Origin of the sequence: Gryllotalpicola sp. (genome assembly GCF_027352875.1) — a bacterium.
Classification (GTDB): domain Bacteria; phylum Actinomycetota; class Actinomycetes; order Actinomycetales; family Microbacteriaceae; genus Gryllotalpicola.
This window is the reverse complement of the sequence record NZ_DAIEII010000063.1, coordinates 1-12,915: the sequence shown is the minus strand read 5'-3', so window position 1 is coordinate 12,915 and position 12,915 is coordinate 1. Positions and strand designations below refer to the sequence as shown.

Annotated in this window: 12 protein-coding genes and 1 tRNA gene; 9 read left to right on the top strand and 4 right to left on the bottom strand. The window is 68.8% G+C overall.

Annotation, left to right across the window (positions count from 1 at the left end):
* Positions 1-37: 37 nt before the first annotated feature.
* Positions 38-631 (top strand): biotin transporter BioY, encoded by a 594-nt coding sequence (locus tag M7D61_RS07415; protein WP_298229074.1) that lies wholly within the window; start codon positions 38-40, stop codon positions 629-631.
* A 71-nt stretch (positions 632-702) separates the two neighbouring features.
* Positions 703-2,217, top strand: a complete 1,515-nt coding sequence (gene lysS, locus M7D61_RS07410) for a lysine--tRNA ligase (RefSeq protein WP_298229072.1) — start codon at positions 703-705, stop codon at positions 2,215-2,217.
* A gap of 44 nt (positions 2,218-2,261) precedes the next feature.
* Here the strand turns inward: lysS and M7D61_RS07405 are convergent, their stop codons facing one another.
* Entirely contained in the window at positions 2,262-3,176 is a 915-nt protein-coding gene (locus M7D61_RS07405; protein ID WP_298229070.1) for a cytochrome c oxidase assembly protein, read from the bottom strand.
* A 51-nt stretch (positions 3,177-3,227) separates the two neighbouring features.
* Here M7D61_RS07405 and M7D61_RS07400 point away from each other — a divergent pair, with 51 nt between their 5' ends.
* Positions 3,228-3,410, top strand: a complete 183-nt coding sequence (locus M7D61_RS07400) for a hypothetical protein (RefSeq protein WP_298229068.1) — start codon at positions 3,228-3,230, stop codon at positions 3,408-3,410.
* An 11-nt stretch (positions 3,411-3,421) separates the two neighbouring features.
* Positions 3,422-4,903: a cardiolipin synthase gene (gene cls / locus M7D61_RS07395; RefSeq protein WP_298229111.1), complete on the top strand. Its 1,482-nt coding sequence runs from the start codon at positions 3,422-3,424 to the stop codon at positions 4,901-4,903.
* 7 nt (positions 4,904-4,910) lie between these two features.
* On the opposite strand, the gene M7D61_RS07390 is transcribed toward cls, so the two are convergent.
* Positions 4,911-6,224 (bottom strand): UDP-glucose/GDP-mannose dehydrogenase family protein, encoded by a 1,314-nt coding sequence (locus M7D61_RS07390; RefSeq protein ID WP_298229066.1) that lies wholly within the window; start codon positions 6,222-6,224, stop codon positions 4,911-4,913.
* Between the two features lie 148 nt (positions 6,225-6,372).
* Here M7D61_RS07390 and M7D61_RS07385 point away from each other — a divergent pair, with 148 nt between their 5' ends.
* From M7D61_RS07385 to M7D61_RS07370, 4 genes are all read left to right on the top strand, one after another.
* Positions 6,373-6,786: a hypothetical protein gene (locus tag M7D61_RS07385; RefSeq protein WP_298229064.1), complete on the top strand. Its 414-nt coding sequence runs from the start codon at positions 6,373-6,375 to the stop codon at positions 6,784-6,786.
* 71 nt (positions 6,787-6,857) lie between these two features.
* Entirely contained in the window at positions 6,858-9,371 is a 2,514-nt protein-coding gene (locus tag M7D61_RS07380; protein ID WP_298229062.1) for an ATP-dependent Clp protease ATP-binding subunit, read from the top strand.
* Positions 9,372-9,513: 142 nt separating this feature from the next.
* Positions 9,514-10,017, top strand: coding sequence for an amino-acid N-acetyltransferase (locus M7D61_RS07375; RefSeq protein ID WP_298229060.1), 504 nt, complete (start codon positions 9,514-9,516; stop codon positions 10,015-10,017).
* 44 nt (positions 10,018-10,061) lie between these two features.
* Entirely contained in the window at positions 10,062-10,715 is a 654-nt protein-coding gene (locus M7D61_RS07370) for a hypothetical protein (RefSeq protein ID WP_298229058.1), read from the top strand.
* Here the strand turns inward: M7D61_RS07370 and radA are convergent.
* On the bottom strand, positions 10,709-12,034 hold the full coding sequence (gene radA / locus M7D61_RS07365) for a DNA repair protein RadA (RefSeq protein WP_298229056.1): 1,326 nt from the start codon (positions 12,032-12,034) through the stop codon (positions 10,709-10,711). The genes M7D61_RS07370 and radA overlap by 7 nt on opposite strands.
* Positions 12,035-12,172: 138 nt before the next feature.
* Here radA and M7D61_RS07360 point away from each other — a divergent pair.
* Positions 12,173-12,262, top strand: a tRNA-Ser gene (locus tag M7D61_RS07360).
* Positions 12,263-12,478: 216 nt separating this feature from the next.
* Here the strand turns inward: M7D61_RS07360 and M7D61_RS07355 are convergent.
* The gene (locus M7D61_RS07355) at positions 12,479-12,769 is read right to left on the bottom strand and encodes a hypothetical protein (protein ID WP_298229054.1); all 291 of its coding nucleotides are present in this window, start codon (positions 12,767-12,769) and stop codon (positions 12,479-12,481) included.
* Between the last annotated feature and the right edge of the window lie 146 nt (positions 12,770-12,915).

Here is a 12,915-nt window from a genome sequence, read left to right as displayed (position 1 = left end):
AGTCGACGCGCCGGGTGTCAACCAATACGGTAGGGCCATGTCCGTGACTCCGTCGCTCACCGCCCGTTCCACCATCGCCGACCGCTTCGTGCCTCGCAGCCTCGCTGCGGATGCCGCTCTCATCGTCGGCGGCGCGGTGCTCACCGCGCTGCTCGCGCAGGTCAGCATCCCGATGTGGCCGGTGTGGATCACCGGCCAGACGCTCGCGGTGCTGCTCGTCGGCGCCACGCTCGGGGCCGTTCGCGGTGCGATCTCGATGGGCCTCTACCTCGTCGCCGGCTTGATCGGCGTGCCGGTGTTCACCAACTGGGGCTCCGGCTTCGACACCGTGACGACTCCGCAGTTCGGCTACATCATCGGCTTCATCGCGTCGGCGGCGCTCATGGGCTTCTTCGCCCAGCGCGGTTGGGATCGCAGTCCTCTCAAGGCCGTGGCGGCGTTCGTTCTCGCCGACGCGATCATCTACCCCTTCGGACTGGCGTTCCTGTTGCTGACGCTTTCGCGCCTGGGCGCGAACCCCGACTTCGCCACGGTGCTCCGGCTCGGACTCGTGCCCTTCTTCGTCGGCGACGGGATCAAGATCGTGATCGCGGCAGCGGCCCTGCCGCTCGCCTGGCGCCTCCGCCGCTGACTGCTCCATCACACGCCTAAGGCGGTGGCGCCGCGAGGGAGCGGCCGGGGCCGCCGGTAGGCTTTCCCTTCGTGGCAGAACCCGAGGAATCCGACACCGCCGAGACCGCTGAGGAGATCAGCGAGCAGCAGGCGGTTCGGCTCGGGAAGCGCGCGAGGCTCATCGCCGAGGCCGCGAATCCGGGCGGCGGCGCCTACCCCGTGACGCTGCCCGTCACGACCACCATCCCTGCGGTGCGGGCCGAGTGGGGCCACCTCGCCGCCGACGAGGCGAGCGGCGAGATCGTCGGAGTCGCCGGCCGCGTCGTGTTCCAGCGCAACACCGGCAAGCTCTGCTTCGCCGCCCTCCAGTCGGGCGATGGCGAGCGCATCCAGGCGATGATCTCGCTCGCGTCGGTCGGCGAGGAATCCCTGCAGCGCTGGAAGGACCTCGTCGATCTCGGCGACCACGTCTTCGTGCGCGGCGAGGTCGTCGCGAGCCGCCGCGGCGAGCTGTCGATCATGGTCGACGACTGGGCGATCGCCGCCAAGGCCGTGCTGCCGCTGCCGAACATGTACCGGGAGCTCTCCGAGGAGAGCCGGGTGCGCAGCCGGTACCTCGATCTCATCCAGCGCGATCAGGCCCGTCGCACGGTCCTCGACCGGGCCAAGGCGGTCGCCTCGGTGCGTGCGACCCTGACGGCCCAGGGATTCATCGAGGTCGAGACCCCGAAGCTCGTCACCCTCCACGGCGGCGCGAACGCGCGCCCCTTCGTCACGCACTCGAACGCGTTCGACACCGAGCTGTACCTCGCCATCGCCCCCGAGCTCTGGCTCAAGCGTGCCGTCGTCGGCGGCATCGACCGGGTGTTCGAGATCGCCCGCAACTTCCGCAACGAGGGAGCCGACTCGACTCACTCGCCCGAGTTCGCCATGCTCGAGGCCTACCAGGCCTACGGCGACTACCACACCATCGCCGACCTCACCCAGCAGCTCATCCAGGACGCCGCCGTGGCCACGAACGGCACGACGACGGTCACCTGGGCGGACGGCACCCGGTACGACCTCGGCGGCGAATGGGCGCGCATCTCGATGTTCGAGTCGCTGAGCGCGGCATCCGGTGTCGAGGTCACCCCCGAGACGCCGCTCAGCGCGCTCAAGGCGCTCGCCGCCCGAGAAGGCGTCGAGGTCAAGCACGAGGTGCACGGCAAGTACGTCGAGGAGCTCTGGGAGCACTTCGTCAAAGGCTCGCTCGAGCACCCGACCTTTGTCATGGACTTCCCGGTCGACACCTCGCCGCTGGTGCGCGACCATCGCTCGAAGCCGGGCATCGTCGAGAAGTGGGACCTCTACGTGCGCGGCTTCGAACTCGCGACCGGGTACTCCGAGCTCGTCGACCCCGTCATCCAGCGCGAGCGCTTCGTCGAGCAGGCCCGCCAAGCCGCGGCCGGCGACGACGAGGCGATGCGCATCGACGAGGACTTCCTCCGCGCCATGGAGTTCGGGATGCCGCCGACTAGCGGCATGGGCATGGGCATCGACCGCCTTCTCATGGCCCTCACCGGCCTCGGCATCCGCGAGACCATCCTGTTCCCGCTCGTGAAGTAGTCGCCCGGTCGCCGACTTCTGCAGATCCGGACGCCCCGGGGCCTTCAGCGGGGGCCGCGGAGGTGCTCGCGCACCTGGCGGTCCCACTCCTCGTCGCTGAGATCGTCGACGGCCTTCGCGTCGCGCTTGTCGGCGCGCGTCCAGCGGAAGAAGAGGAAGGCGATGACGGGGATGTCCGATAGCTCGGCGATGAGCCACAGCGAGTCGCCGGAGAGCTGTTGATCGCGCAGCGGCGAGGGGAACCAGGCGGGCATCCTCGTCGCCATCGCCGTCACGCCGTCGAGCACGTTGTAGTTGATGCGCAGCACGATGCCAGGGATGGCATCGGCGACGAGTTCAGCGAAGGCGATCAGGAATTCGGCGGTGATGGCCATTCCGGAGCGCGAACTCGGGTCCTCGGTGATCGGCAGCGACATCGCCAGCCCGATGAGCGGCACGCCGAGGGTGATGAGCACCGCCCAGCCGGCTTCGAGCCGGAGCGGTGCGGCGAGCGGCGTCAGGAAGACGCCGAAGCCGACAAGGGCGACGAGCGGCGCGATCGTCGTATTGCCGAGCAGCCGCAGCGGCCAGCAGCGCAGCAGCCGTTCCAGCCGGGCGCGGCCGTCCGCGCCGAGCGCGCCGCGCGCGAGCGCGACGGGCTTGCCGAGGGCCATGAGGTAAGGGGTGAGGAAGAGAAGGAACGCGATCCGCGTGGTGAACGCCCAGCGGAGGTCATGCGACCAGACGCCGAGGAATCCGCACTGGATCCAGAGATAGGAGCCGAGCCCGAGCAGGAAGAAGCAGAGCGTGCGGTTGATGCTCCAGCGCCGGCGGCCCTGGTCGTCGGTGGCGGCCTCCGATCGGATGGCGCGGTTGTAGCGCTGCACGCCGGTGAGGTAGAGCACGGCCGCGACGAGGATCGCGGTGATCGCCCAGGGATCGACGCGCCAGGTGGTCAGGATCTCGGCGAGCGGGGGCATGGCTCTAACCTGCCACAGCGAACTGCGAACCGCCGCGCGTACCATTGCGCCATGCCCGTGTACCTGCAGGACAACTGGATCGGATGGCTCTGGAGCCTCGGCCCCATGGCGGTGCTCGGCCTGATCTTCTGGTGGGTCATGGCGGCAATCACCCGAGCCGACCGCAACGAGCGCAAAGCGTACGCAAAGATTGAGGCGGAAGAGCGGGCGAAGCGAGGTCTGCCCGCCAAGTAGGAGGCGTGGTGATCGGCAGGGGCTATCTGACGACGATCGCCCTCGTCCTGCTGCTCCTCATCGACTTCGCGTTCCGCATCGTCGCGATCATCGTCGTCCCGCGCAACCGGCGCCCGAGTTCGGCGACAGCGTGGCTGCTGGCCATCAACATCATCCCGTACCTGGGATTGCTCGTCTTCCTCCTCATCGGCAGCTACAAGCTGCCGCGCGGCCGGCGCCGCAAGCAGCAGCAGATCAACCAGTTCATCCTCGAGTCGACCGAGGGCTCCGCCCAGGTGAGCCGGGCCGAGCACTGGCCGAGTTGGCTGAAATCCGTCGTGCTGCTCAACCGCAACCTCGGCGCGATGCCGCTCGTCGGCGGCAACACTGCAGACCTCCTCACCGACTACCAGCGCTCGCTCGACGCGATGGTCGAGGCGGTCGATCGGGCGGAGCGCACGGTCCACGCCGAGTTCTATATCATGGCGCTCGACGCGACGACAGAGCCCTTCTTCAAAGCCCTCGAGAACGCCGTGCGCCGCGGCGTCACTGTGCGGGTGCTGCTCGACCACCTCGCCTCGCTGCGCGCCAAGGGGCACTTCCGCACCATCCGGCGCCTCAACGCCCTCGCCAAGCTCGGCCTGGTCTGGCATTACATGCTGCCGATCCAGCCGTGGCGCGGCAAGTACCAGCGGTTCGACCTGCGCAACCACCGCAAGCTGCTCGTCGTCGACGGGATCGTCGGATTCCTCGGCTCGCAGAACATCATCGACGCCAGCTACAACAAGCGCGGCAACCTCAGGCGCGGCCTGCAGTGGAAGGAGCTCGTTGCACGCCTCGAGGGTCCGATCGTCGCCGGCCTCAATGCCATCTTCATCACCGATTGGTACGCCGAGACCGACGAGCTGCTGCGTCGCGAGGTGCGTCCGGCGGACGCGCGGCCGGTTGCGGACCCCGCCGACGAGATCGACTGCCAGCTCGTGCCCTCCGGCCCCGGGTTCCGCGGCGAGAACAACCTCCGCCTGTTCCTCTCCCTGCTCTACTACGCGCGGGAGCGGATCGTCATCACGAGTCCGTACTTCGTGCCGGACGAGTCGATGCTCACCGCCATCACGACGGCGAGGGAGCGCGGCGTCGCGATCGATCTCTTCGTCTCGGAGATCAGCGACCAGGTCCTCGTCTATCACGCGCAGCGCTCGTACTACGAGCAGCTCCTGCGGGCCGGAGTGCGCATCTGGATGTACCGGGCGCCGACCATCCTGCACGCGAAGCACTTCACGATCGACGACGAGGTGGCGGTCATCGGCTCGAGCAACATGGACATCCGCTCGTTCCAGCTCAATGCGGAGATCTCGCTCATGGTGCGCTCTCGACGCTTTGTGGCGGAGCTGCGCGCGATCGAGGAGTCCTACCGGGCGAGCAGCCGCGAACTCACCCTCGACGAGTGGCTGCGGCAGCCGCTGCGCGCGGCGATCGTCGACAACCTCGCTCGCCTGACGAGCGCGCTGCAATGAGCCCGGCCTACGGCCGCCCGAGCGCCCGATAGCGCCATCCCGCCGCGCGCCAGGCAGCTGGGTCGAGCACGTTGCGCCCGTCGAGGATCGCCTTGCCGCGGACGAGCTCGCCGGTGGCAGCCGGGTCGAGCGCCCGGTATTCCTTCCATTCGGTGAGCAGCACGACGGCGTCGGCGCCCGCGATCGCCGCAGGCGTCGACTCCATGAACGTCAGCTCGGGGTACTGGCGCCGCGCGTTCGGGATGGCCTTCGGATCGGTCGCGATGACTTCGGCGCCCTGCATCTGAAGCTGCCCGGCGACGTCGAGGGCCGGCGAATCGCGGATGTCGTCGGAGTCGGGCTTGAACGCCAGGCCGAGCACTGCGACGCGCTTGCCGGCGAGCGAGCCGTCGAGGATCTCGCGGGTGAGATCGACCGCGCGGGAGCGGCGGCGCAGGTTGATCGCGTCGACCTCGCGGAGGAAGGTGAGGGCCTGGTCGGCGCCGAGCTCGCCGGCGCGGGCCATGAAGGCGCGGATGTCCTTGGGGAGGCATCCGCCGCCGAAGCCGAGGCCGGCGTTGAGGAAGCGGCGCCCGATGCGGGTGTCGAAGCCGATGGCGTCGGCGAGCTGGGTGACGTCGGCGCCCGTCGCCTCGCACACCTCGGCGATCGCATTGATGAACGAGATCTTCGTCGCGAGGAACGCGTTGGCGCTCACCTTGACGAGCTCGGCCGTCTCGTAGTCGGTCGCGACGAGCGGCGTGCCGTTGCCGAGGGCGACGGTGTACACCTCGTCGAGGGTCTGCTTCGCCTTGATGCCGCCGTCGCCGGTCGGCAGGCCGTAGACCAGGCGGTCGGGGCGCAGCGTGTCCTCGACGGCGAAGCCCTCGCGCAGGAACTCGGGATTCCACGCGAGCTCGGCCGAGGGCTGCGCCGCCTTGACGAGTTCGGCGAGGCGCCGTGCGGTGCCGACGGGGACGGTCGACTTGCCGATGACGACGGCCCCCGGCTTGAGGTGCCTCGCGAGTTCGGTGACGGCCGCGTCGACGAAGCGCAGATCGGCGGCGTTCTCGCCTTTCTTCTGCGGCGTGCCGACCGCGATGAAGTGCGCGTCGTAATCGGCGGCATCCGCCATGTCGGTCGAGAAGCGCAGTCGGCCGGTCGCGCTCGCCTCGGCGAGCAGCTCGGGCAGACCGGGCTCGTAGAACGGTGCCTGGCCGGCGGCGAGGGCGTCGATCTTCGCCTGGTCGACGTCGATTCCGAGGACCTCGTGGCCTAGCTGAGCCATGCAGGCGGCGTGCACCGCGCCGAGATATCCGCAGCCGATGACGGTGATACGCATGACTTCGAGCCTATCCGGCGCCGTCGGCACCGCCTCAGGGCGACATGCGGCGGGACCGGCGCCGCAGGCGCACCGGCCTGGGAATCGCCGCTGATCCCGGCCGGGTCGGTTTCGGGGTTGCCGATGGAGTCGACTCTACGATTGGTCGGTGCGGATTCGCGAGGGGATGGCAGGGGCGTCCGTTGCTGCGCTTGCGCTCCTCCTCGCCGGCTGCGGCGCCCCCGGTCCCGTGCCGTCCACTCCGGTCACGGCCTACCCGGGCGAGCCGCAGGGCGTCGAGGCGCCGGCGTACAGCGCCGGCGGCGTGCCGTTCGCGGTCTGGCTCGACAACGGCGCCGAGTTCGCCGTCACGCTCTACGGGACGACGGCGTGCCCGGCCAGGGCGACCGACTACCGTGTCGACGCGCCCGACGAGGTCGACATCGCGGTCTCCGGGGACTGCCCTCTCGAGTACCTGCCCTACACGACGGTCTTCGCGACGCCGGCATCCGTCGACACGGGGGTGACCGTTCAGTTCACTGCGCAGGGGATGCACTTCTACCTGCCGCCGGCCGGAAAGTAACGCCCACGGCGAACACGGGCAGAGAGCGGCCCCTCGCGTCGTTACCCTCAACGTAACGAGGAGTGGAACCCATGTTTGAACGTTTTACCGACCGAGCCCGTCGCGTGGTTGTCCTGGCCCAGGAAGAGGCCAAGATGCTCAACCACAACTACATCGGCACCGAGCACATCCTGCTCGGCCTCATCCACGAGGGTGAGGGCGTCGCCGCCAAATCGCTCGAGTCGCTCGGCATCTCGCTCGACGCCGTGCGCGAGCAGGTCCAGGACATCATCGGCCAGGGTCAGCAGCAGCCGACCGGCCACATCCCCTTCACCCCGCGCGCCAAGAAGGTCCTCGAGTTGAGCCTGCGCGAGGCGCTGCAGCTCGGCCACAACTACATCGGCACCGAGCACATCCTGCTCGGCCTCATCCGCGAGGGCGAGGGCGTCGCCGCCCAGGTGCTCGTCAAGCTCGGCGCCGACCTCAACCGCGTGCGCCAGCAGGTCATTCAGCTCCTCTCCGGCTACCAGGGCAAGGAGCAGGTGCAGGTCGGCGCGAACGATCAGGCGCAGCCTCAGGGCGGTTCGCAGATCCTCGACCAGTTCGGCCGCAACCTCACCCAGGCCGCGCGCGAGGGCAAGCTCGATCCGGTCATCGGCCGCGAGAAGGAGATCGAGCGCGTCATGCAGATCCTGTCGCGCCGCTCCAAGAACAACCCCGTCCTCATCGGCGAGCCCGGCGTCGGCAAGACGGCCGTCGTCGAGGGTCTTGCGCAGGCGATCGTCGCTGGCAACGTGCCCGAGACGCTCAAGGACAAGCAGTTGTACACCCTCGACCTCGGCTCGCTCATCGCGGGCAGCCGCTACCGCGGCGACTTCGAGGAGCGCCTCAAGAAGGTGACGAAGGAGATCCGCACCCGCGGCGACATCATCACCTTCATCGACGAGATCCACACCCTCGTCGGCGCGGGCGCGGCCGAGGGCGCGATCGACGCGGCCAGCATCCTCAAGCCGCTGCTCGCCCGCGGCGAGCTGCAGACCATCGGCGCGACGACGATCGACGAGTACCGCAAGCACTTCGAGAAGGATGCCGCGCTCGAGCGCCGCTTCCAGCCCATCCAGGTCGCCGAGCCGTCGCTGCCCCACACGATCAACATCCTCAAGGGGCTGCGCGACCGCTACGAGGCGCACCACAAGGTCTCGATCACGGATGGTGCGATCGTCGCCGCGGCCAATCTCTCCGACCGCTACATCAGCGACCGCTTCCTTCCCGACAAGGCCATCGACCTCATCGACGAAGCGGGCGCCCGCCTGCGCCTGTCGATCCTGTCGGCGCCGCCGGAGCTGCGCGAGTTCGACGAGAAGATCGCCGCGGTGCGCGAGAAGAAGGAAGCCGCCATCGAAGGCCAGGACTTCGAGAAGGCCGCCGCACTGCGCGACGAGGAAAAGAACCTCCTCGGCGAGCGGCTGCGCCTCGAGAAGCAGTGGAAGTCCGGCGACGTGAAGACCGCCGCCGAGGTCGATGAAGGGCTCATCGCCGAGGTGCTGGCGCAGGCGACCGGCATCCCGGTGTTCAAGCTGACGGAAGAGGAATCCGCTCGTCTCGTCTTCATGGAGAAGGCGCTGCACCAGCGCGTCATCGGCCAGGACGAGGCGATCGCCGCCCTGTCCAAGACGATCCGCCGCACCCGCGCCGGCCTCAAGGACCCGCACCGCCCCTCGGGCTCGTTCATCTTCGCCGGCCCCACCGGCGTGGGGAAGACCGAACTCGCCAAGGCGCTCGCCGAGTTCCTCTTCGACGACGAGTCGGCGATGATCTCGCTCGACATGTCCGAGTACGGCGAGAAGCACACCGTCTCGCGGCTGTTCGGCGCCCCTCCGGGCTTCGTGGGCTTCGAGGAGGGCGGCCAGCTCACCGAGAAGGTGCGTCGCAAGCCGTTCAGCGTCGTGCTCTTCGACGAGATCGAGAAGGCGCACCCCGACATCTTCAACTCGCTGCTGCAGATCCTCGAGGAAGGTCGCCTCACCGACGGCCAGGGTCGTGTCGTCGACTTCAAGAACACCGTCATCATCATGACGACCAACCTCGGCACCGCGGCGATCAGCGGTGGCCCGGTCGGATTCCAGGCCGAGGGCGAACTCGGTTCGTCGTCGGCGTACGACAAGATGCGCGGCAAGGTCAACGAGGAGCTCAAGAAGAACTTCAAGCCCGAGTTCCTCAACCGCGTGGACGACATCATCGTCTTCCCGCAGCTGACGCGCCCCGAGCTGCGCCAGATCGTCGACCTGTTCATCAAGCACCTCGGCAGCCGCATGCTGGACCGCGACATGACGGTCGAGATCACGGATGCCGGCAAGGACCGCCTCATCGAGGTCGGCTACGACCCGACGCTCGGCGCCCGGCCGCTGCGCCGCGCGGTGCAGCGCGAGGTCGAGGACAGGCTCTCGGAGAAGATCCTCTCCGGTGACCTCGTGGCGGGCGACCATGTGGTGGTCGATTTCGTGGGCGGCGAGTTCGTCTTCGCAACGACCTCGAAGCGCGAGCCGGTCGGTGTCGGGGCGCCTGCTGCGATCGCCGCGACGCCGGAGATCGCCGCCGCCGAGTAACGATCCACGATCGAGCATTCCGCTCGTTGAGCAGAAGAGGGCCGGAGCACTGCTCCGGCCCTCTTCGTGTCGAAGCGCCCCGCTCATCGACTGCTCGCGAAGCGAGTGATGGAGATCAAGGGGCACCGGTAGCCTGGAAACCATGCCCGAGTTCGCCGTCCGCCCCGCGCGCACGCAGGACGTGAGGGCCATCCGCGACATCATCGAGCCGTACGTCGCCGAGCGGATCCTCCTCGGCAAGGAACTCGTGACGCTCTACGAGGCGGTGCCCGAGTTCCGCGTCGCTGAGACGCCGGACGGCGAGATCGTCGGCATCGGCGCACTGCACGTCATCTGGGAGGACCTCGGCGAGGTGCGCACCCTGGCCGCCAAATCGGACTGGCGCGGCCGCGGCATCGGGCACGCGGTCGTCGACCGGCTCGAGGCGGATGCGCGCGCGCTCGGCCTCTCGCGGCTGTTCTGCCTCACCTTCGAGACGGATTTCTTCGCCAAACTCGGATACACCGTCATGGCGGGCGGAGCCGTCGACCCCGAGCTCTACGCCGAGCTGCTGCGCTCGCAGGACGAGGGCGTCGCCGAGTTCCTCGATCTGGCGCGGGTGAAGCAGAACACGCTCGGCAACACCCGGATGATCAAGCACCTCTAGCGCGCCGCCGAAGCCCGGCGAAGCCGCCGATCTAGCATCGCGGTATGGCGGCGCCCCGATCCCCACAGCGGCCGCCGCGCCGCCCGTCGCTGCGGGTGTACCGGCGTCGCCGCGCCGCAGTGCTGCTCGTCGCCCTGATCGCGGTGGTCGCAGTCCTCGCCGTGACGCTCTGGCATCCCTGGTCGCGGTCGGCACCGGAGGCCGCCGCGTCGCCGTCGGTCCTGCCGGGCGTGTCGGCGGGGGCGCCGACGAGCGCGGCGGCGACGCCGACGGTCGCGGCCACCGCCAAGGACGGAGCGCCGTGCACGACGGCCCAGATCGACGTCAGGGCGAAGACCGACCGCACGACCTACGGCTCGGGCGTTCTGCCGAAGCTGCAGTTCACCATCGTCAACACCGGTACGAACACGTGTGCACTCGATGTCGGCACCGACAAGCAGGTCTACTCGATCACCAGCGGCAGCGAGAGGTACTGGGTGTCGACCGATTGCCAGACCGCTGCCCGGAAGACGCTCGTCCTGCTCGTGCCCGGCAAGGCGCTGACGTCGGCCCCGCTGACGTGGCATCGCACCCGCTCCGACAAGAGCGCCTGCACGGCGACCCTGTCGCAGGTTCCCGCCGGCGGCGCCTCCTACCACTTCACCGTCAGTGTCGGCGGCATCGAGGCCAAGAACTCGGTTCAGTTCCTGCTCTATTGACCAAGCGCTTTGGGCACGGCGAATGAGATGTGCAGCGCTGTCTGGTCGATGAGGGTCGTGAAGCCGAGGCGCCCCGCCTCGCTGGCGCGCTGCTTCGCTGACGGCGCGGGCCGGATGTCGCCGGCGAGGCTGATCTCGCCGAAGGCCGCGGTGTCGTTGGCGATCGCGCCGCCATGCACCGCCGAGGCGATGGCGAGGGCGATGGCGAGGTCGGCGGCGGGCTCGACGACCCGCATGCCACCGACGGTGGAGACGTAGACGTCGCTCTTCGCCAGCGACCTCAACCCGTGGCGGCGGTCGAGCACCGCGATGAGCATGGCGACGCGGGAGGCGTCGACGCCGTTCGTCACGCGACGCGGGCTCGGGGAATCCGTCGGCACGACGAGCGCCTGGATCTCGACGGGCAGCGGCCGGCGCCCCTCCATCGTGATCGTCACGCAGGTGCCGGAGACGGGGATGGGCGAGCGTGAGAGGAACAGCCCGGACGGGTCGGGCACCTCGGCGATGCCGTCGCCGGTCATCTCGAAGCAGCCGATCTCGTCGGTCGGGCCGAAGCGGTTCTTCAGTGCGCGCACGAACCGCAGCGGGGTCTGCTTGTCGCCTTCGAACTGGCAGACGACGTCGACGAGATGCTCGAGCAGCCGCGGGCCGGCGATCTGGCCGTCCTTGGTGACGTGACCGACCATGAGGACGGGGATGTTGTGCTCTTTGGCCACGCGGATGAGCGTCACCGCCACCTCCCGCACCTGGGCCGGGCCGCCGGCGAGCCCGTCGACGTTCGAACTCGAGATCGTCTGGACGGAGTCGATGATGACGAGCGCAGGGGAGACCGCCTCGATCTGCCCGATGATCGTCGCCAGGTCGGTTTCGGCGGCGAGGTAGAGCTCGTCGTGGACGGCGGCGGTGCGCTCGGCGCGCAGCCGGACCTGGCTCGCGCTCTCCTCCGCGCTCACGTAGAGCACGCGATTGCCGGCGCGCGCCGCCTGCGATGCGGTCTCGAGCAGCAGGGTCGACTTGCCGACACCGGGCTCGCCGCTGAGCAGGATCGCGGCGCCCGGCACGATGCCGCCGCCGAGCACCCGGTCGAACTCGCCGATGCCGCTCGGCCAGTATGCGACGGATTCCGCGGACACCTCACTGATCGGCCTCGCCTTGCGGCCCTCGCCGATCGTCACCGGCGTGAGCGCGCGCAGCGCGCCGGCGGGTTGGCCGGCCTCGGCCACCGTGTTCCACTCACCGCAATCGGGGCAGCGCCCCACCCACTTCGACCCCGACCAGCCGCAGTCGCCGCAGCGGAAGAGGGTCTGGGTTCTGGCCATGCGGTCAGCCTAGGGATGGCCTCCGACATCGCTCGGCGCGCGCCGCCGGAGCGTCGCGAGAGGGCGGTCGGCACGGCGTTGATCCGACGTGCCGATCGGATTAGCGCCGCGGCGCCTGGCTCACGTAAACTCGTCCGCGGTGACGTGTCCGAGCGGCCGAAGGAGCATGTCTCGAAAACATGTGATGGTTTGCGCCATCCGTGGGTTCAAATCCCACCGTCACCGCCAAGAGACCCCGGTCAATGACTGGGGTCTCTCGCGTTAGATGCGCGACATCTGCGGCCATGCATGGATGCGTCGTGTACCCGATGGTGTACCCGATGCAGTCAGTCGTCGTGCTCTAAAGATTTGCGAGTACCTGCGAGCAGACGCAGAAAAGCGCCCCCGCGTCACCTGATAGCCAGAGGCTATTGGCGGCGCGGGGGCGTTCCGGTGGTGCGGGGTTTACGGCTGGATGTGTGCCTTCGCGATGAGGGCCTGCACGGTGCTGAAGAGGGTGATGATCTCGCCGCCGAGTTCGGCGTACTTCCCGGTGAGGACCGCGATGACGGCGAGGCCGACCGACGCGGCGACGCCGAGCGCGACGCCGGTGTCGTAGATGGCAGCCCTCGCCTTGGGCGGGAGCTTCGAGATGGCGGTCTGGGCGTCCGCGACGAGCGTGGGGTCGGTGGCGATGTTCTGGATGACGGTCGTCGCCTTCTGGATCGGGTCAGGCGTGGGGGTGGGGATTGTCATTGTTGTCTCCGTTCTCCGCCATGTTGGCGAGAGCTAGCAGGGTAGGGATGTTAAGTAGGTCCGCGAGGGGGACGTCATGGGCGGGCACGCCAGGCCCCCATCTGTGTGAGTGCTTTGACGTGGGCGAGGTCGAGCATGTGGCGGGC